10 protein-coding genes and 1 pseudogene are annotated in these 20,231 nt (G+C 58.3%); 9 read left to right on the forward strand and 2 right to left on the reverse strand.

Translation table 11 applies throughout. The annotated features are described in order from the left end of the window. The first annotated feature begins 361 nt into the window (after window positions 1-361). The 5 genes from CR156_RS18440 (at window position 362) to CR156_RS18460 (ending at window position 9,394) form a co-directional block, all read left to right on the forward strand. The gene (locus CR156_RS18440) at window positions 362-1,615 is read left to right on the forward strand and encodes a TolC family protein (protein WP_100553873.1); all 1,254 of its coding nucleotides are present in this window, start codon (window positions 362-364) and stop codon (window positions 1,613-1,615) included. Beyond that, window positions 1,612-2,886 carry an efflux RND transporter periplasmic adaptor subunit gene (locus tag CR156_RS18445; protein WP_100553874.1) on the forward strand — a complete coding sequence of 425 codons (1,275 nt, stop codon included), beginning with the start codon at window positions 1,612-1,614 and terminating at the stop codon, window positions 2,884-2,886. Before CR156_RS18440 ends, CR156_RS18445 begins: the two co-directional genes overlap by 4 nt. 11 nt (window positions 2,887-2,897) lie before the next feature. Then, on the forward strand, window positions 2,898-6,119 hold the full coding sequence (locus CR156_RS18450) for an efflux RND transporter permease subunit (protein WP_100553875.1): 3,222 nt from the start codon (window positions 2,898-2,900) through the stop codon (window positions 6,117-6,119). 78 nt (window positions 6,120-6,197) lie between these two features. Then, window positions 6,198-8,657, forward strand: coding sequence for a heavy metal translocating P-type ATPase (locus tag CR156_RS18455; RefSeq protein ID WP_100553876.1), 2,460 nt, complete (start codon window positions 6,198-6,200; stop codon window positions 8,655-8,657). Continuing rightward, the gene (locus CR156_RS18460) at window positions 8,654-9,394 is read left to right on the forward strand and encodes a response regulator transcription factor (protein WP_100553877.1); all 741 of its coding nucleotides are present in this window, start codon (window positions 8,654-8,656) and stop codon (window positions 9,392-9,394) included. Before CR156_RS18455 ends, CR156_RS18460 begins: the two co-directional genes overlap by 4 nt. 1,924 nt (window positions 9,395-11,318) lie before the next feature. On the opposite strand, the gene CR156_RS18470 is transcribed toward CR156_RS18460, so the two are convergent. Beyond that, window positions 11,319-11,816 carry a MerR family transcriptional regulator gene (locus CR156_RS18470; protein WP_243381914.1) on the reverse strand — a complete coding sequence of 166 codons (498 nt, stop codon included), beginning with the start codon at window positions 11,814-11,816 and terminating at the stop codon, window positions 11,319-11,321. Here CR156_RS18470 and CR156_RS18475 point away from each other — a divergent pair. Continuing rightward, window positions 11,815-12,453 carry a cation transporter gene (locus CR156_RS18475; protein ID WP_100553880.1) on the forward strand — a complete coding sequence of 213 codons (639 nt, stop codon included), beginning with the start codon at window positions 11,815-11,817 and terminating at the stop codon, window positions 12,451-12,453. The two genes, CR156_RS18470 and CR156_RS18475, sit on opposite strands and share 2 nt — an antisense overlap. 216 nt (window positions 12,454-12,669) lie before the next feature. Beyond that, the gene (locus CR156_RS18480; RefSeq protein WP_100553881.1) at window positions 12,670-13,437 is read left to right on the forward strand and encodes a restriction endonuclease; all 768 of its coding nucleotides are present in this window, start codon (window positions 12,670-12,672) and stop codon (window positions 13,435-13,437) included. Between the two features lie 113 nt (window positions 13,438-13,550). On the opposite strand, the gene CR156_RS18485 is transcribed toward CR156_RS18480, so the two are convergent. Further along, window positions 13,551-17,672 carry an ATP-binding protein gene (locus tag CR156_RS18485; protein ID WP_207764212.1) on the reverse strand — a complete coding sequence of 1,374 codons (4,122 nt, stop codon included), beginning with the start codon at window positions 17,670-17,672 and terminating at the stop codon, window positions 13,551-13,553. A 1,367-nt stretch (window positions 17,673-19,039) separates the two neighbouring features. Here CR156_RS18485 and CR156_RS18490 point away from each other — a divergent pair. Both CR156_RS18490 and CR156_RS18495 read left to right on the forward strand, forming a co-directional pair. Further along, window positions 19,040-19,642: pseudogene (locus CR156_RS18490) on the forward strand (ATP-binding protein); the annotation flags it as partial. A 111-nt stretch (window positions 19,643-19,753) separates the two neighbouring features. Beyond that, window positions 19,754-20,197: a hypothetical protein gene (locus tag CR156_RS18495; protein WP_133120113.1), complete on the forward strand. Its 444-nt coding sequence runs from the start codon at window positions 19,754-19,756 to the stop codon at window positions 20,195-20,197. The last annotated feature ends 34 nt before the right edge of the window (window positions 20,198-20,231 follow it).

The raw sequence follows: 20,231 nt of genomic DNA on the forward strand, positions 1-20,231 counted from the left end.
CTGCTCTTGGCGGTATTTGTGGTGGTGCCCGTTTCCGATGCGTTGGCATGCTCCATCGAGCCTCATTCTGCTGGCAGCACTCCTCACAGTGCTTCGAGCGATGAGGATCAGGGCGCTCGACCTGACCATGAGATCCCTGCCGCAGGTTGCAGTCATGGTCACTGTCATCACTCCAATGCGAGCTTGCCGTTGCAGGTGCCGGCGCCTTCTACCCTGCTTACTGCTTCCGTGTGGAGTGAGTTCTCTGGAAGTGACGCCTATTCCGTCACGCTAGATGGTTTGAGTCGCCCTCCCCAGCGGTGATCTGAGCTTGACCCGTCGAGTACGGGCTCTCGTTTCTACTCATCTCTGGAAATATCCAATGTCGACCACTCCACGTCGGCCGCTGAAAGCGGCCGGATTGTTCGTGGCTGTCTTGCTGGTGCTATCACCCGCAGGACAGGCACTCGCACAAGTTGCCCCCTCCTATGACGATCTGCTCGGCCGCATCGACCAGATGCCCGGCACGATCCAAGGTGCTGCACTGTCTGAAGCGGCGGATGCCCGTGTTCTTCAGGCACGAGCACTGAAGAACCCGACTGTCTCCTATGATCTTGAGAACGCCCAGGGCACAGGGGCCTATCGTGGCGCCAGTAACGCAGACTCGATCCTCACCCTCTCGCAGCCGTTAGAGATTTTCGGCCAGCGGGGTGCTCGCGTTCGGGCGGCCCAAGGGGAAGCCCAAGCTGCCGGCTTGAGAAGCGAACAGAGTCGCAGCGACGTGGCTGGCCTTCTTGCCGGCACGTACGCTCAAGCCGAGAGTGCTCTGCGCCGGTATGATCTCGCAGCAGAAGCCTTGGTGCTCACCCAAGAAGATGCCAGCGCCGTGGGAGCGATGGTGAGCCAAGGCCGAGAGCCACAGCTGCGTGCTGTCCAAGCACAGAGTGAGGTCTCGAATGCCAAGGCGGCCGTCGACGAGGCACAGGCACTGCGTGACGCAGCCCTCGCCCGTCTGGCAGGTGCCGCGCTCATCGATTCCCCGATTGACTCCGTTGGGGAGAGCCTGCTCGATCGATCCCCTCCCTTGCCTTCCGGTGAAACACACAAGTCATTGGCAGTTCGCATTGCGGAAGCAGAAGCTGTGACGGCAGGTCGGCTGGTTGATGTAGAGCGTAAAAGAGCTCTGCCAGATCTAAGCGCAACCGTCGCACAAACACGTTTCCGACAAGCGGGCGAACGGGCTTATAACGTCGGCATCAGCCTTTCCATTCCCTTGTTCGACCGTAATCGGGGTGGGATTCGTGCCGCTTCCGCCGAACAGAGCGCAGCAGAAGCTCGCCTTGAACAGCAGAAGCGCGAAAGTGAAGCCAACCGGCTATCTGCCGTCGCGTCGCTTCGGGCTTCCAACAGCCGAACCAGGGCGGCAGACGAAAGTGTTACTGCAAGTGAAGAGGCGTACCGGCTTGCTCGCATTGGCTTCGAGGCCGGTCGAATTTCCCAGCTTGAGCTCCGCAGCACCCGCTCGGCGCTGATCGCCGCCCGCTCCACCGCTGTAGACGCACGCCTGTCACGAGTCGCAGCCGAGATCGAACTTGCCCGTCTTGAAGGACGCGCTCCCTTTCAGGAGGAAAAATGAACATGTCCCGTAACAGCATTCTCGTAAGCGCTGCACTCCTGAGCTCACTTGTTCTGGGCGTAGGTTTGACTGCCTGCAGCGCTGATAAAGGCGCGACGACAGCCGCTGAGAGCACATCCGGAGAACCGAAGAAGCCCGCTGACGACGGTCATGGTCACGCTGAAGGAGAAGATGAGGGTGAAGCCAAAGCCAAGGGCTCAAATGCCAAGGAAAATGACCACGCTGGTGAAGAGCCTGGAGCTCACGCCGAGGAAGAGGCACCAGAAGGTTTAGTTCGACTGACTTCCGACCAGATCAAGGCATCGGGCATCAGCGTAGTAGCCGTCGGCCGGGGGGGCGGTGCGTCAACTCGCATTGCGGGTCGAGTGGAGCCCGCTATCGGTGCCCGCGCATCTGTCGCTGCAACCGTCACTGGTCGAGTAGAGCGTGTGTTGGTGGCTCCGGGCAGTCAAGTGAAAGCAAACCAGACACTGGCGGTCGTGGTAAGTGGCGAAGCCGCCACATTCCGTGCTGCTGCTGTGTCAGCTGGAGCAGAGGCTGAAGTGGCAAGGTTGGTGTATGGCCGTGACAAGGCCTTGGTCGACCAGGGCGTGGTGGCCCGCCAGGAGATGGAAACCTCCCGTGCACGTTCGATCGCAGCCGAAGCTGCCGCCGCCGCCGCGCGCGCGCAGGCGGCAGCGAACGGGTCGCCGGACAGCGCTGGCAGAGTGAGCATTACCAGCCCTGTCTCGGGGGTCGTTGGAAATGTGCAAGTAACCCCGGGCGGCGTGGTCTCCGCAGGTAGCGTCGTGGCCGACGTCTCTGACCCAGGCATGAACGAGCTGGTGTTCATGGCGCCGCCGGTCCTTGCATCTCAAGTGACCGCCGGGACCAAGCTGGAAGTAAGCACGAGTACGGGCGCCTTCCAAGCCGAGGTGACCGGTGTCGCTGCCGACATTCGTCAGCAAGGTGGTACCGCCATCATTCGAGCAAAGGCCGTCTCTTCTCAGCTGCCCCCCGCTGGCTCAACCATCTCTGCACTGGTGGTTACCGGTGGCAAGGCCGAGTCCCTTAATGTGCCGGCGGATGCTGTTCAGACCGTTGATGGGGCAAGCGTCGTGTTCGTCCAGACGGCCAATGGATTCAAGGCGACACCAGTCATGGCGGGCCGTCGTGCAGGCGACAGCATTGAGATCGTCAGTGGACTGAAGGGTGACGAGCGAATCGTTGGATCCAACGCCTTCCTCCTCAAGGCCGAACTGGCCAAGGGCGAAGCTGAGCACGGCCACTAAGGGATATCGAAATGTTCAATACCATCATTGATTCGGCGGTGCGCTTCCGCTGGTTGGTGGTGTTCCTTGCCGCCATGATCGCAAGCTGGGGCCTATTCCAGCTCAGCAAGCTTCCGATCGACGCCGTGCCGGACATCACCAACAAGCAGGTGCAGATAAACTCGATTGCTCCAGCGCTGACGCCGGAGCAGATCGAGCGACAAGTCACATATCCACTCGAGACAGCGCTGGCCGGCATCCCCGGCCTGAACACGACCCGATCACTGTCGCGGAATGGGTTCTCCCAAGTAACCGCAATCTTCTCCGATCAAACCGACATCTACTTCGCTCGACAGCAAGTGGCTGAGCGTATGAGGGAAGCGTCCGAGAGCTTGCCGGAGGGTGTGGCCCCGGTTCTCTCGCCCGTAACCACGGGGCTTGGCGAGGTCCTGATGTGGACTGTGGACTTCACAGACTACGACCCGAAGAACCTGGCGGCTGCTGGCCAGCCTGGTTGGCAGGAAGGAGAGGTCTATCTGACTCCTGAGGGCAATCGCCTTACGACTGCCGAAGAGCGGGCGACGTACCTACGGACGGTCCAAGACTGGATCATCGCTCCCCAAATGCGCTCGAGCCAGGGCCTCGCTGGTGTAGACACAATTGGTGGCTACGTTAAGGAGTATGGCGTACATCCTGACAGCGCTCGCTTGGCGGCTTATGGGCTGGGCCTTTCTGACCTGGTCCAAGCTCTCGAGCGCTCCAATGTGCAGGCTGGCGCTGGATTCGTGCAGCGTGCTGGCGAGGGCCTTGTCGTCCGGGCGGACGGTCTGGCACTGACAACAGCTGATCTGGCTCAGTCACCGGTAGCGACAAAAGCTGGGGTAGTCATTCGAGTGTCCGACGTCGCTGACGTCGAGCTTAGTCGTTCGCCACGCCTCGGCGCGGCCAGCCGAAACGGGCACGAGGCAGTGCTGGGCACTGCACTGATGATCGCAGGCGGCAATAGCCGTACTGTCGCCCAAGCTGCTGCCGAGAGACTGTTGGCAGTCAACAAGTCGCTGCCTCCCAACATCTTTGCGGTTCCAGTCTTGGATCGCAGCCAGTTGGTCAACTCGACTATCAAGACAGTTGCCAAAAACCTCACTGAAGGCGCGCTTCTTGTTGTGGTAATCCTGTTCCTGCTCCTGGGTAACCTGAGGGCAGCGACCATCACCGCCCTGGTGATCCCGTTGTCCTTCCTGTTCGCCGTGATTGGCATGAACAGGTTCGGGATCAGTGGCAATCTGATGAGCCTTGGTGCCCTGGACTTCGGCATCTTGGTTGACGGAGCTGTAATTGTCATTGAATCCACGCTTCTGATGCTGGGCCATAGGCGCGCAGAGCTTGGCAGGCCTCTCACGGCAATGGAGCGCCTGCAAGTTGCCACAGCGTCTGCCAAGAAGATGGCTCGCCCCGCAGCCTTCGGTCAGCTCATCATTCTGCTCGTCTTTGCGCCGATCATGACCTTGGAAGGTGTCGAGGGCAAAACGTTCCAGCCCATGGCCGCAACCTTCATGCTCGCGTTGATGGGGGCTTTCCTGTTCTCGTTCACTCTGGTGCCTGCGCTGACCGCACTGTGGGTGAAGGAGCCGAAGATCAAGCCGGGCGATGAGCTCCACAATGGTGAGCACGAAACCAAGCTGATCAAGGTCTTGCGCACCCGAATCGAGCCAGTCATCCAGCGAGCAGTGGGCAAGCCTCGCCTCGTGTTTGCAGGAGCGGCTCTGACTCTGGTCGCCGGCATCTCGTCATTCATGATGCTTGGCAGGGAGTTCATGCCAACGCTGGACGAGGGCAACATGGCGATGCAGGCGCTCCGTGTACCGTCGACCTCTCTGGAGCAGTCCCTGGCGATGCAACTCGCGCTAGAGAAGGTCATCGCCACAGAGCCTGAAGTCGAGACCGTCTTCTCTCGTACTGGTACGGCAGAGGCTGCCATCGATCCGATGCCCACTAACATCTCGGACAGCGTGATTGTTCTCAAGCCACGCAGTACTTGGCCGGACCCAAAGCTTCCTAAAGAGGAGCTTGTGTCGCGTTTCGAAGGTCTCGCGTCCAAGCAGCTAGGAAACAGTTTCGAGTTTAGCCAGCCGATCGAGCTGCGCTTTAACGAGCTGATCTCCGGCGTGCGCACTGATCTCGCGGTAATGATCTACGGAGATGACTTTGGTGAGCTTCAGAAAGTCGCCGACCAGGTCGCTCTAAAGCTGAGAGGTGTCCAAGGATCAGCTGACGTTCGCGTCGAGCAAATCTCGGGCTTGCCAACATTGAACGTGAAGATTGATCACGTCGCTGCCGCACAGTACGGGCTTACCGCGGCGGATGTCAGTGATGCACTTTCCACCGGCATCGGTGGCACCTCAGCCGGGAGGATCTTCGAGGGCGACCGTCGGTTCGACGTGGTTGTTCGGCTCAATGACGTAGCAAGAAGCGATCCTGACCAGCTCAGCTCGCTTCCCATTGCAACGCCATCTGGCACTGTGATTCCACTGTCTTCGGTAGCCCGAATCTCGATTAGCGAAGGGCCGAATCAGATCAGTCGCAACAATGGCAGTCGACGAGTGGTGGTTCAGGCCAATGTTCGAGGGCGCGACTTGGGTGGTTTCGTTGGTGAAGCTCAGACGGCGGTCGCAGATGTCAAGTTGCCTGCGGGAGCGTACCTCACTTGGGGCGGGCAGTTTGAGAACCTCCAGCGTGCCGAGAAGCGCCTGGCTGCAGTCGTGCCAGTCGTGTTCCTGCTCATCGGTGCGCTGCTCTTCATGGCCCTACGAAGCGTCAAGGAAGCGATCCTGGTGTTCAGCTGCGTCCCGCTTGCACTCGTTGGCGGAATCTTGGCTCTGCTCCTTCGTGGCATGCCGTTCTCCGTCTCAGCAGCTGTTGGCTTCATCGCGGTCTCCGGCGTTGCTACGCTCAATGGCTTGGTGCTGATGCAAGCGATTAGGGAGCGGCTGGAAATGGGTGATGCTCCTCTGATGGCTGCTATCAACGGCGCGTCCAGTCGTATCCGCGCAGTGCTCACCACAGCACTCGTCGCAATCGTCGGTTTCATCCCAATGGCCATTGCAAGCGGCTCCGGTGCCGAAGTCCAGAAGCCGTTGGCAACGGTGGTAATCGGTGGCCTGTTGACTGCGACCATTCTGACGTTGCTCGTTCTGCCGACGTTCGCGGGACGCATTGCGAAGAAGAATCTGCCCGCGGCGGATGCCGTCCACTGATGTGCTGAGTGTGGATTCCGGCAGAGCAGCTGCTCTGCCGGAACTCAACTTTCAGATCCAGCAGCTCGGAGAAATCACATGAGAATGATGATCGAAATTGACCTGCGCAATGTACTGCCTGGCATTCATGACGACGACATGTGTGTCAAGCGTTTGGTTGACTTGTTGCATAGCAGGGACGGGGTAGCTCTGGTTAGCGTCGAGGGTAGAGCCGGAGCTGGAAGCAGCACCATCTCCGTTGAGTATGACCCTCAGGTCATCTCAATCCAGCAAGTACGGGAGCTTGCATCCTCAATGGGTGTTGCTCTTAACGAAAGATACGGACACCTTCATTTCGAGACTGACGTGCCATCGAACTCACGGGCACATAGGCTGGTCGAGTCCCGTCTTCAGGAGGTAGAGGGAGTCGTCGAGGTGAGGGCGTCCGCGAGTGGCGGAGTCACAATCGAGTACGACAGGAGTGTCGTATCCGAAGATGAAGTGAGCAGTGCCATCATAGCCAGCGGTGTCAAGAGGACGGCACCGGCATTAAAGGAGGAAGGCAAGCATGAGGGTCACAACCACGCTGCCTCGTCCAGCACCAACGACAAGCATAGCGGTTGGCTCGGCAGAAATACGGAGCTCATCTTCGCGCTAGCTTGCGGAACGCTCCTGCTTCTCGGTTTCATTATCGAGAAGGTGGGCGTGGCCAGCCTCTCGTGGGTCCCCGCCACGCTGTATGTAGCCGCTTACGTTTTCGGAGCATGGTTCACACTCGGCGAAGCCATACAGAATATTAAGAGGAAGCGTTTTGAGATCGATACGCTCATGCTCGTGGCAGCCGCTGGCGCGGCGGCTCTTGGCGCGTGGGCCGAAGGTGCGCTCCTCCTCTTCCTCTTCAGTCTCGGCCACGCATTGGAGCACTACGCGATGGGTAGGGCGAGACGCGCTATCGAGGCTCTGGCAGAACTGGCACCAGAAACGGCAAGGGTCGTCAGGTACGGTGAACTCGTCGAGGTCAGGGTAGAAACACTCGTTCCTGGTGACGTGGTCATCGTCAGAGCAAATGACCGGATGCCAGTAGATGGGTTCGTTGTCAAAGGTACTAGCAGCGTCAACCAAGCTCCCGTTACCGGAGAAAGCATTCCAGTTGACAAGCGGCCCGTCGGAAATACTGAAGCTGCGCGATCCCGTCCCGATGCGGTCGAGATGGAGTCGAAGGTCTTCGCAGGAACGATCAATGGATCAGGCGCTCTTGAGGTCGAGGTCACACGTCGTTCGACGGAGTCAGCACTCGCTCGTGTCGTAAAAATGGTTAGCGAGGCGGAGACCAGGAAGTCACCCACACAACGCTTCACCGACAAGTTTGAGCGAATTTTCGTTCCATCCGTTCTAGTACTCGCCGGCCTTCTACTGTTCGCTTGGGTTTTCATTGACGAACCTTTCCGCGACAGCTTCTATCGATCCATGGCTGTGCTTGTTGCGGCAAGCCCGTGTGCCCTCGCTATCGCAACGCCGAGTGCAGTATTGGCCGGAATCGCCAGGGCCGCCCGCGGCGGCGTGCTGATAAAGGGGGGGGCGCCACTGGAGGAACTTGGAATGGTGCGGGCGATCGCCTTTGACAAGACAGGCACCCTCACGGAGGGGCGGCCGCGCGTCACTGATGTCAAAGTCATTGGTGGAGCATCGGAGAGAGAGCTCCTTGATGTAGCCGTAGCCGTAGAGTCACTAAGTGATCATCCTCTTGCCACTGCAATCGTCGCAGACGGCAAGTCGCGGTTGGGTACAACGTCTCTTCCTCTGGTAACCGACTTCGCCAATCTCGCAGGTAAGGGGGTCAGAGCGACTGTTCTGAAACAGAATGCGTGGATTGGCAAGGCTGAGATGTTCGGGGTGGAAGGGGTCCCTTCGCTCGGTGATGCCGCGAAGAAGGAAATTGATGAGCTTCGGCAACTCGGACGAACGACCATGGCAGTTCGGCTTGGCGATCGTGACTTGGGTGTCATCGGATTGATGGACACGCCTCGCCCTGAGGCACGTGAAGCACTGAGCCGTCTACGTAAGCTCGGCATTGAGCGGATGATCATGATTTCAGGTGATCACCAGTTGGTAGCTGAGGCGGTCGCAAGTGATGTTGGGGTTGACGAGGCCCAAGGCGGCCTCATGCCAGAGGATAAGGTAACTTCCATTCGCGAGCTTAGGAGCTCCGAGAGAGTGGCTATGGTCGGAGATGGCGTCAACGACGCTCCGGCGATGGCTAGCGCCAGCGTAGGCATTGCGATGGGAGCTGCATCCTCGGATGTAGCGCTAGAGACCGCTGATGTTGCGCTGATGTCTGAGGATCTACGGCAGGTTGCCTTCTCGGTCGCGCTGAGCCGAAGGACCAGGAGTGTGATTCGGCAGAATGTCTATGTGAGCTTGGGTGTGGTCGCATTGCTTGTACCGGCTACGATCATGGGACTGGGAATCGGGCCTGCAGTTGCAGTCCACGAGGGCTCAACAATTCTAGTCGTAGTTAATGCCTTGAGACTGCTCCGGTACAAGAGCAGTGACTTATGAAAATCCTAATTATCGATTGCGATCAAGCTACGGTGAGTAGTGTCTTCAACTACATGGAGCCGAGAGGGCATCTTCTGGATGTCGCAAGGGAAGGCACCACTGGCCTTCATCTCGCCACCTCCAACTATCATGATGCACTGATCATTGGTTGGGCTGATCCCCAGATCGATGGACCAGGGTTGGTCCGCACCATGCGCCAGAACTACTACATACCATCGCCGGCATTGATGCTGACAGAGCGTGCGGAGGTTTCCGACAAGGTCAGAGCTTTTCGATCAGGCGCAGATGACTATCTTACCAAGCCATTCGAACCGGCCGAGCTGGAGGTTCGACTCGAGGCGTTGGTCGCTCGATCGCGAGGAACGGTAGCTAGAAATCGTCTCGTAGTGGGCGACCTAACTCTGGATCTTTCCACGTTAGAGGTGTCTAGAGCGGGAAGGATGATCCATCTCTATCCTGCCTGCCGAAAGCTGCTTCACTTGTTGATGCTGGAGAGCCCTGCTGCAGTGTCAAGGGAGAGACTTGAGTATGCAGTGTGGGCCAGCGATCCGCCTGATCTGGATCTTCTGAGGTCCCAGATTTCCAGCCTGCGCCAAAGCATTGACAGGCCATTTGAAGAAAAATTGATTCAAACGGTGCCACGGTTTGGCTATCGCTTGGCTGCTGGTGGTAACTACCAGAACCACAGGCACCAGGCGACTGCCCTCAGTGAGGCGGGCGAGTCGGCCCCACGCTGACTAAACTTGGAGGTAGCCACTCGTGAGGAAGCTGAACCTGCTTGCACTTCCCGTATGCACCTTTCTCTCGTTCGCGTTGTGGGGATTCGCTGCACTGGTGCCATTCGCGCCGAAGTTGCATGAGGGAATTCTATGGGTTCCCTTGTGCATCATGTTGGCTAGCTTCTCTACAGCACTCGTCTCAATAGCCATTCAAGACAGAGTCAGCAGGTTGAGCGTTGCGGTCTCATCATTAGCTACGCTCCGTTGCAGCTGGTGCTTGCCAATTCTCATGCTGACAGCGATTTGCATTTCTGTGGTGTTGATCACAGGGGCCAGGCAATTGGACTACATAATCCTTTTTGCGAGCCTCGCCTTGGTTGCAGCATCAGCGGTCCTTGTGCTCTTCGAATACTGGTTCTACCAAGCGCGTGTGCTACCGACAGCTTGGGTGATTGCGCTTCATTGCGGATCAATTGCTCTTTCGGTTTTTCTCCATGGAAGGAGTCTTCTCCACAATTTGTCCATCGCAAGTAGCAGCTGGTTTGTTGCAGCAATTTTGATCCTGTCGCTATCGGTGATTATTGTAGGGAGATACTGGTCAGGTTTGCTCCGTGACCCTGCGGCGCGGTTCTCGCCATATCTCAGTAGATTGCTGAAATTACTGACACTGACTGGTGCTGTGAGGTTCACGCGAGGCCCGCAGCGATTGTTGGGCAAGGATTTTCAAGCGTCTGTCAAGGGCAGACGCAGCCATCCAAAGCGGAGAGCTAAGGGTGGCACGAAGCGGAGATGATAGTTGCAGAAGAGTGCCTCCTCAGCGCAGCACGCGACGTTCACGTCTGAGGTACATCTCGAATGAGGGTGAGTATGGCTGTCAGAAACAAGCGAGCTGAATCCGTTCTGGTAGAGAGATACAAAGACAGTTTCTTCCAAGACATAGCATTTAAGCGGGGGCTTGGCATTGCCTGGCCCGCCCTGCGGAGTGCCATAGTCGAAGAGGCCATGCACTCCCGCATGGGGAACTGCGCTGTAGCTCCGCTGACCGTCGCACAGGCGGCTGCAGTTCTTAACGTGGCGCCGAGAACTATGCTTGGGCTCGCGCGCCAGTACCCATTTGAGGAAGTACTGTTCATGCCTCCGAGAGGAAGCTTAGGGCTGGTGAGGAAGGGTACGGTTAGCCCGTGCCGCCTTCTGAGATGGGCTGCCGGCGTGCCTGGCATGCGCGAGTGGCGCACGAGGCGTGAGGATTTCTGGAGCTTGGGTGCGACTGCAAGTTCACAGGAGGTCGCAGACCAAGTCCAAGAAATGGAGAACATACCTGTCTCTGTTCAACTTTTGCTGTCCCGGGAGGTGCCCGAAGTTGTTGCACTACTTCCCGATCCAGCCGCCATTCCAATAGCAGTCGACGATCTCTTTAGGTGGCAGGAGATGCAGAGGGCTCAGGACTACTCGAAGTCCGCTGTTGTCTCGCAGACAATGACAATACCCGACGCGTTGGCACTTCCTTGGCACAGTCAGGGCCTTCGTCGCGTATGGTTTGAGCGATTTCGCGACACGCTGAAGCGATTGGACTACCTTTTGGAGCATCAAAGCATCGAGTCAAGCAGAGTTCTGATGCGAGCTCGAAAGGAAATTGGCTTCGCGGCTCTGGCACGGAGAAAGATACGAGCGGTGATCGCCCGCGCCCGATAGCGGTCACTAGCTTCGTACCCCTGGCTGGAGCTTGATGCATTCGGTGAAGGTCGGAGCAGCTTCCACTTACCCGGCAATCGCCAAGAAGCGCTTCAGCGTGGCATTGGGACGGGTCCGCCTTGTCGGTCGGGACTCAGATGATATTCAACTGTCCGATCTTGTTAGTGACTGCCCTGGCCCGTTCTAAGGAGAGGCCACAGACGACGGCCCCAAGGAGGGCGACGGTTTAATGCTTGTTGCACTTACACGGTTAAGCATCGGAAACAGGCTGCAGGGCTTCCAGCACCCTGCAATCGGCTACGCGGCCGCCCGGGCAATTGCCGATCATCCGCTCCAGCTCGCCCTGCAGCGCCTGCAGGTCTCGGATCCTGCGCGTGATGTCCGCGATGTGCGCTTTCACCACATCGTCCACCGAGCTGCACTCGTGCTCCCGCTGTTCACCAAAGGCAATCAACTCACGGATCTGCTCGATGGAGAAGCCAAGCTCGCGGGCGCGGCGCACGAACGACAGACGCCTCTGGTCCTGCGCGCCGTAGTAGCGGTAGTTCCCCTCCGAGCGCAACGGCGGCTGCAGCAGGCCGATCTTTTCGTAATAGCGGATGGTTTCGGCCTTGGTGCCGGTCTGGCGGGCCAGCTGGCCGATGGTGAGGTGGCTGGGCATGGGCTTGACCTTGTAGGGGCTACAGGGTTGATAACGACTCTCCAACCCTTTTTCAAGCCCAGCCACTGCCGGGCGGGAGACACCCATGGACCACTGCTGCGGCCACAAGCGCCAGGAACTGGAAGCGCTGGCCCTCCACAGTGCGCAGCGGCGCGTACTGGCGGCGGTACTCATCGTCAACCTGGCGATGTTCTTCATCGAGTTCGGCGCAGGCATCGTGGCGCACTCCAGTGCCCTGCAGGCCGACGCAGTGGACATGCTGGGCGACGCGATCGTGTACGGCCTTAGCCTGTGGGCGGTTAACCGGGGGGCGCGCTGGGAGGCCGGTGCAGCCCTCGCCAAGGGGCTGCTGATCCTGGCCTTCTTTGTCTTCATCGTGGTGGAAGTGTTCAGCAAGCTGATCCACGGCGTGCCGCCTTCCAGCGGCTTGATGCTGGGGTTTGGAGCCATCGCGCTGGTGGCCAATCTGGTGTGCCTGGCACTGCTGTGGCGGTTCCGGTCGCTCAACATCAACATGAAGAGCACCTTCGAGTGTTCCCGCAATGATGTCACCGCCAACATCGGTGTGCTGGTGGCTGCCGGTGGCGTTGCGCTGACCGGAAGCGGCTGGCCGGACATCGCAGCAGGCGCGGTGATCGCGCTGCTGTTCCTGAAATCCGCGCTGGGCGTGATCGGCGAGGCGTGGCCCGCGTGGCGTGCAGCGGTGAAGTATCTACGCAATTGAGGCGCGCGCGGGATACGGCTGTGCCGCGTAGATGTCGGCTACTGGCCGAAAGCGGTCGTTGACCGGCGCGGGAGGGCGTGGGGCGCTCTTCGTCTTTATCTGTGGGCTGGTTCAAGCACTAGGTGGCGTATCAACGGAAGTGACTGCCATTCAACGCGCCGGGGGCAGGATGCATAATCGTACCTATGGCTCCGTCTATCACGCAGGTAGGACTCAATGATTGACCCTCCATTGCCAGAGGACTGGCGCGAGCTTCAGCGAGGAGTTTGCCGTCTCTTCAACGAAATAGGCCTTACAGCTGACGTGGAGGTCACTCTCACTACGCCTCGCGGCGCCGTTACCGTAGACGTATTCGCCGTTGACAACCAGAGTGTAGACAAAATTCAGTACATCGTTGAATGCAAGAACTGGAGTTCAGCTATCCCTCAATCTGTGGTTCATTCCTTTACGACAGTGATGCACGAGACGGGCGCAAACATTGGATTCATCGTCTCAAAGCACGGACTGCAGGCCGGGGCTATTCAGTACACTGATAGCACCAACATCATTGGCCTAACCTATTACGATATTCAAAAGCGCTATTTCAGCGTTTGGTGGCAAAAGGTTTTCTGCTCAAAGGTCGCAGATGCAGCAGAGTACGTGAATCAGTACGTTGAGCCAATCAATAGCCGGCGGGAGCGATTCGTAAGTGACCTTCCTGCGCACCAGGTTGCGGAATTCCGTGAACTGCAGAGGCGATATGCGGCGTTCGGCATGTTGATGTGGCTGATGGACATAGGGAATGTGGTCGCGCAGTACAGGGGAAATCCGCCTCCTGACATCGATCACTACAAGAGCAACCTCCAGGATGCTCTCGGACTGGAGTTCGCTTTCCGCTCCGAGCTATTCAGGGATCTGCTTGCGGAGATGTGCCTAAAGCTTCAAGAGATCGAGCAGCAGTTCCATGCGTTCTTCGGTGAAAACATCTTTCTCCGCGAATTCTAACGCCTCGAAAAAGGACGAGTCACCGCCAGCCTGACATGCCAGCCTAGCGCCGCAACTGGCTCGCGACCAAGCCGGTCATGGCGAGAGAGACCAGCAGTACTTTCAATCGCTAATCAGCCTCTACTTTGAGACTCTGGAGATATGAGCGGCGACGATGTCGCAAGATAGTCCCTCAACTGGAAGGCCAAGGACGATCCCGATTCTATGAGTCTGTCCAGAACATCTAGAGTAGCCCTCCTGAGATTCACGTCCCGGAGGAGAGCTTGTCGATGATCGTGAACCGCTATCTGGCAGATGGTCTCGGCGTCCCAACTGACGTTCCCGTCGTTTAGAAAATCAGCCGGCATCTTGGCTATCGCATCTCTCAGTGACACTAGTGCGGACGGCACCGCCGATGCCCTTCCCACTCCAGCCATCAGTGCGATCAGATGCTTGAGAACATGCCAAGCGTCGCCTGCCTCCTCAAGGCAGTCGGCTACGAACCTGGGCCGGTCCCGGAGCAAGTTGAGGTCATGATAGGTTCTGAGCCATGGCCTGGTCTGAAAGAGCAGCACAGCTATTGGCTTCTCGTTCTTGCTGTAGGCATACCGCGAACTGTTACGCAGCGTGCCATCGGCAAGGACTGTCGAAGTGACTCTATCCCAGATTCTCCAAAAGGAATCTGCGCTAGCGCACTCCTCCTTCAAACTCGCGGAAAGCGTTGACTCCAGCAATCTCTCAGTGAGCTCCGGTCCGCGCTCGATGCAGTAGTCAAGCACCGCGAAGATCGGGGAGCTACTGGTGGGCTGAGCTAGCAGCTCCGCGCTCAGAAGGTCTCCCATTTCCTTGCGCGCCTCGAAGTCGACATAGCCGGGGTCGTACCGATCGACCCGCAATTTGCCTTCCTGCTGCACCATGCGCCGCGCAAGTGCCGTAAGCGCTTGGACTCTCCATGTGTCTGGCACTTCACTGCGCGCGGCATCGAGCGCGATTGTCCACTCCTTGACAGCGGCGAGACTTTTCGGGATTGGCCTGGCTGCCAGCACCCCGCCTTTCAGAGCGGCTACCAACCGCTTGCTAGTTGCATCCCTAGCTGCTTCAACGAAGTCGGGCCTGCGCTTTCGAGCAGCTCCGACTGTGATGTCGAGCTCCTCAGCGTAATGTGCCAATGCCGTCGTCAGCATATCGGCGAGCAGAGCTTGCTTGGGACGCAGAACCTCTGAAATGGCAATGGCCGCGGCTCTTCGAACAGTCCAGACGGGCTCCGTAATAGCGTTTGCGAGACACTGAGGCAGCTTCGGATGGCTCGGATCAACGCTTGCTAGCAAGATCAGTGTCGTTGCCCTCAACTCACCAGTTGCGGGTGCGCTTCGGATCCAACCGTCGCTGTCTAGCCGCACTTCAGCAACTGTGAGGACGTAGTCGCGGGCCCACTGGAGTGCCTCAGAATCATCTGTCGGCCAGCGGCGAATCAGCGCGCACGCCAAGTCGTGCTCGATCCCTAGCAGGAACGACATTTCCTGCTCCCCAACCTCACGACAGAGGTTTCGATACTCGTCGTACACATCAGATGCAGAGCGGAAACGGTCAACGGCGCCTGGGGACGAAGAATAAAGTGGCTGATTCACTGCGCCGACCCAGAGTCGAATGGCAGCGGATCTATTCAAGAGTTGACCTCTTAACTGTGCATCCTCGCTCACTCGTTTCAATTCAGGCTCTAGATTAGCAATCTCCAGGGAAACGTACTGCCCATCTCCAACTGGCTCCCCGAACCTCATCCCCCTTGCGTCCATGCGCTTGAGACTCATCCGCCATCCGTCAGGAATGTCCTGGGAAATTTTGAGCTCTTCTATGTGTTCATCGAGCATCGCATGAATGCCCTCTCGGAGATCCGGGCGAAGTATCTGCAGATGGAGGACGAGCATCTCCAGGTTCTGCTTTCTGTGCGGGAGCCGATTGCTGGCAATGCGCTCCTTCTGCCGTTCCTCGTCTAACCCGTCGTGCCCACCGTAAATCGCTAAGGTAGAGTCCTCTCCGGCGAATCGTGCCATGTCATCCATAAAGAATTCTGGGCATTTGAAGAGCGACAGCATCTTCTCAGTGACCAGCTCAGGATGTGCAACTAGTACGCCAGCCGCTAGGCCAGTAGTGAAGCTTGACTCGCCATGTTCCAAGATGAACTCAACGGCGTCCGATACGATCTTTGGCTGCGCTTTCGCCTCAATCAGCAGCCTCTGCTCCAGCGCCATGAGCGCGCAGTTCAGGACATAGCTGGATACGGAGTGGCCCCGATAAGCTCCCCAGAGTCGCGAAGCATGGATATGGTCACGTTCGTTGGGGCTATACCTTTTCGGAAGAACGATGACCTCCTCCGGATGTGACTTGGAGAACGACACAGCTGCGTGATTGCAAAGATCAACGACAAAGCGAACGCTTTTAGCAAACGAGTAAAGCAAGAGCCACTTGAAGGGCCCCTGCAACACGGATGGCGGGAAGAATACATGGGATGCTCTTTCACTGAGGCCCTTTGAGGCTTCCCAGCCAGGCATTCCGAATTCACGTTCCACGCGAGGAACAGGTTCAATATAGAGCGCCCAGAACGCAGTGCGCACCAAGTCTGGGCTGAAGTAGGCAGCCTCTCTACAGTGCTTGATGTTGGTGAGGAACTGCAGGCGCTCTTCAGCGTAGAAGTCCCGCCCATCTTGATCTCTAGAGGCACGCTCCAATAGGTGATCGATGAAAGCCTTGAACCTGGCTTGATCAGCTCCAGCGCAACGGCACAGAAGCTCATAGAACCGCTTCCCCACGGACTTCTCTCGATACCATTGATCACTGTCTCGCCAGCAAAAGTGCTCAGCCATGCTGAAAACATCGATCACTCGCTGGCTGGGCCGGTGCCAAGAGTCATCATGCGCAACCGCATCCTCTGCAAGCTGGACGACCCAAGAGTGGGACTGCGGTGGCATCGAAGGGAAAGCCTTTGCCACAAGGCCAATCACTACGTCCCAAGCCTTTCCTACTGGCGCAGCCATCCCGATCCGGGCAAGGATCTCTTTGTTTGTGGGATCAGCGGCCAAGTGAGAGTAGTCGACGGATGTCGGTCCCTTGCAGGCAATTCTTAGCAAGTGACTCAAACGCTGGAGGAGAGCCGTACCAGCGAATGCCCCGCTTTCTCCCAACCCTGAAATCAGTTCATCTACTCGCTCCGATCGAAGAAGCCCGATAGCGATCTCGTCACGCCAAAGCTGCGACATGCAGGGCACCGGTTGAAACGCAGCTTCCAACAGCGCGAAGGCATCATCATCACCCTCAGCCGATCGCTGTGCCGTCCACGAGCGTAGAGCCCTCCGCATGCCAGCGTGTGATCCGAGCTTCTCAAATAGCTTTGACCAGTCCCGCTCGGCAGATCGCACCTCACGCTCCACTCGGAAGAACAGCGACCAATCCTCCAGAACGTCGTGCGCCGGTGCCACCCGATCTACCTCGTCGACTACAAGTACGGAGTCCTGAAGGAGTGATGCGATAGCCTCAACGTCCCGCGGAGGTTCAACAAACTGCGCGAAGCGCTCGGTGCGCAGGTAGCAGACTTCATCGAAGGCTGCTTGGCGCCGTGTACGCATGGCGCTCGAAAGGCCTCGACTTGGAGCAATCCTCTCCGTCCAAAGCGACCGCCTAAGACTATTGCCTGCAGCAGTTGGCAGCGTCATCCCTGCCTCGGCATACTTGAGCGCAAGCTGTAGATAGTAGGGCGTACGCAGAACCTCTTTCACCTCCGAGTCTATGGATACAATTTCTTCGAGCGCGCTTGAGGCCACTGCAGCCTCAATCTCCGCGTCAGTTAGGAGAGGGACGTCTACGACTTGACTAGAAAGACTGCAGAGGAAGTTTGTGTACAGACCGTTGAGAGCATAGGAGCGCGTCGTGATACAAAGCCTGGAAGACTTGTTCTTGCGGACAAGTGCGATCAATTCCTCGAGTGCACCTGGATTCTGCGCCTCAAGAGCCTTCTCCAGCGAGTCGATGATCACAGTAGGTGCGCCGGTGCGCAGAAGCATGTCGATCCCTACCACAGGATCTGACATTCCGCTCAGTGACTGAACTGATGCCAAGCTTGGAACGTCAAGCTCGTCGGCCCTGAAGAAAAACAAAGGGCCTGATTCACGGAGCAAAGATGCAATTTCGGCAACGACCGCGGACTTTCCGACGCCCGGACCGCCGGTGATAATAACCAGCTGACGGTTGTCAAGGACTGACAAGATTTGAGCTAGGCACCCGCTCCGCGGTATGTGGGAACCATTGTGCAGGCGTGTGGAGACAAGTGAGAGCTGAAGTAGGGCACGCTCAGTTAGCCGCTCTGCAACGCCGCCCAGTCCAGCCCGGGCACTCAAACGGCTCACTGCCGCTCGCAGCCCTTCCTTTGCTGTCTGAGACCAAGTAGTGGGGGTAACCGTCCCCACTGTGACCCCCTGCTCCTGCACATAGGACACAAGTCCGTCCCATATCTGCTCTCCCGAGTCGTCTGAACCGGCCCTGGTGAGGAGTGCTTGGACGAGGCTCAATTCTTGTGTCGACTCAGCTCCCAAATCATGAACGTCAACACGAAGACGCTGGAGCAGTTGAAAGACCAGATCCTCAGTGTACTTTTCGCACAGCGTATCTTGCGAGATCGCCTTGAACGCATCCCAAGTTCTCTTGTGCTGCTTGTTCAGTAGCTTTGAATTCAACTTCTGCAGAAAGTCGGAAAAGTCTACTGAGGCACGCGATAGCTCGCACAGGCGCTTAGCCGCCTGATTAGCAGGGGTCGCTGGCGCGATGGTCGCGATAACCAAGACGTCACAGGCGCGATCAAAAGGGCTCCCATCTACACCGAGGAAGTCACGCCAAGCGCCGCGCAGTGCGTCAATAAAGTCTTTGTCTCCAGCTGTAGCGTTTAGGCCTCGCTTGCATTGAACTAGCTGCAGCCAACTTTCAGAGGATTTCCGTAGCCGACAGTAGATGTCGTCAGTGTGAGCGCCGGTATAGCGAGCTTCAGAACGAATCTCTTCAACCCGGACGCCATGCAGGCTGAAGGCTGTAGGCAGCCCCGTAAGCATATTGGCCAGATACAAGGCGCTGACACGAGCCTGAAAGAGTCCGCCACCTCCGCCGGTAGCGATAGTGCTCATGACTTGCGTGCCCTGAAGCGGACTGCGCTGGGTGTCTTCCTTCTCGCTCATCAGCTAATGCCTTCGCCGCTACGCGGCGCCTCCTGTAGGCAATCAAATAGAACTAGGACATGCGCAATCGAGAGCTAAAGCCGACCTGTGTAACCACGCAACGAGGAGCAGTTCGTCCTCAACCTCGCCCAGCTGAAGACCAGGCACAGCGCCGCGAGGGGTAGAACTGATCGCACCTTCAAGCGCATCTTCGGGATGCTTCTGGGCGAACAATCGGACCTCGCACCTCTTTCGACCATAGAACCTGAACTTGCTTAGCATCTAAGTATGATCCTTGACGCCACTCTAGCTTTGGCACTCGGTGAAAGGGTAGCCAGTTCACGCCTGGCAGCCCAGTCCAGCCATGCTTGCGCTCAAATGTGACCGAGAATCGTGGCGTTTGACAACCTCCTATTGACAAGCGCTAAGTGCCGGAGTGGAACCGCAGTGCGCTGGAAACCCTGCGCGAGCCGCTGGAATCAGGCCACATCCGCATTTCCCGCGCAGCGCGCAGCGTGGTCTATCCCGCGCGCTTCCAACTGGTGGCAGCGATGAACCCGTGTCCCTGTGGCTGGGCCGGCGACCGCAGCAACCGTTGCCTGTGCAGCGACGAGCGCATCACCCGCTACCGCGCACGGGTCTCGGGCCCGCTGCTGGACCGCATCGACCTGCACATCAACGTGAGCCGCATGGATGCGGTGGAGCTGCGCGAGAGCACACCGCTGGGCGAGCCCAGCGCCAGCGTGCGTTCACGGGTGGAAGCGGCGCACGCGCGGCAGCAGGCGCGTGGCGGCCTCAACGCGCACCTGCCGCCTGCCGCCCTGCGTGCGTGCACGCGCTTGAACGAAGCCGATCAGGACCTGCTGGAACAGGCCATCGAACGCCTGCAACTGTCAGCGCGGGCCATGCATCGCATCCTGCGCGTGGCACGCACCATTGCCGATCTTGCCGAAAGAGAGACCATCCAGACCGCGCACTTGGCCGAGGCCATCGGCTACCGGCAGCTGGATCGGGGCAAGCCAGGCACCTAGCACGCTGCTGCTGCATGCACGAAGGAATCAGATTCATCTGATATCTGCCATGCCACCTGCGCCCTGACCATTTCCGCGAGCCCATACACAAGGAGATGCGGTTTGCTCAGGATGCTCATCATGGGCGGGCAGGAGGCCGCCCGTCAGCGGATATCACGGACGATAGGACGGCGCGGCCTGATCCGCATGGAATCGATCTACAGCGTGGACAGCGGCCTGTCGGTGCTGGAGTGGCGCAACTACGATCTGGTGGGAACGTTCCTGGCGGCCGGTCTTGGCACGCGTCTGCAGGAATCGTTCGTGATGCGCGATGCGAAGGTGCAGCTGGTGCTGTTCGGCATGGGGCTGAGCGAAGAGGTGGCCAGCATTCGCCTGCGTCTGCGCGCGCAGGGCCTGCCGTCGCCGATTCTGGTCAGGACGGACTTTGACAGCTACGACGAGTCGCTGTTCTGGCGATCGCTGACGGCACACATGATCCTGCCGTCGGTACAGGAGGCCGCTGGCCCCCTCCCCGCCACGGGCGACGCGTGCGACCATGCAGGGCCCAGTCCCTAGCGGTGCCTGCCTCGCCAGGTGCCCGCCCAGCCAT

This window comes from Stenotrophomonas lactitubi (assembly GCF_002803515.1).
Classification (GTDB): Bacteria; Pseudomonadota; Gammaproteobacteria; order Xanthomonadales; family Xanthomonadaceae; genus Stenotrophomonas; species Stenotrophomonas lactitubi.

Bases quoted from the DNA above. Each gene is read 5' to 3' on its own strand.
- CR156_RS18450 (WP_100553875.1), top strand. From the start codon at position 2,898: ATGTTCAATACCATCATTGATTCGGCGGTGCGCTTCCGCTGGTTGGTG.
- CR156_RS18455 (WP_100553876.1), top strand. From the start codon at position 6,198: ATGAGAATGATGATCGAAATTGACCTGCGCAATGTACTGCCTGGCATT.
- CR156_RS18480 (WP_100553881.1), top strand. From the start codon at position 12,670: ATGATTGACCCTCCATTGCCAGAGGACTGGCGCGAGCTTCAGCGAGGA.
- CR156_RS18495 (WP_133120113.1), top strand. From the start codon at position 19,754: ATGCTCATCATGGGCGGGCAGGAGGCCGCCCGTCAGCGGATATCACGG.
- CR156_RS18440 (WP_100553873.1), top strand. From the start codon at position 362: ATGTCGACCACTCCACGTCGGCCGCTGAAAGCGGCCGGATTGTTCGTG.
- CR156_RS18475 (WP_100553880.1), top strand. From the start codon at position 11,815: ATGGACCACTGCTGCGGCCACAAGCGCCAGGAACTGGAAGCGCTGGCC.
- CR156_RS18445 (WP_100553874.1), top strand. From the start codon at position 1,612: ATGAACATGTCCCGTAACAGCATTCTCGTAAGCGCTGCACTCCTGAGC.
- CR156_RS18470 (WP_243381914.1), bottom strand. From the start codon at position 11,816: ATGGGTGTCTCCCGCCCGGCAGTGGCTGGGCTTGAAAAAGGGTTGGAG.
- CR156_RS18460 (WP_100553877.1), top strand. From the start codon at position 8,654: ATGAAAATCCTAATTATCGATTGCGATCAAGCTACGGTGAGTAGTGTC.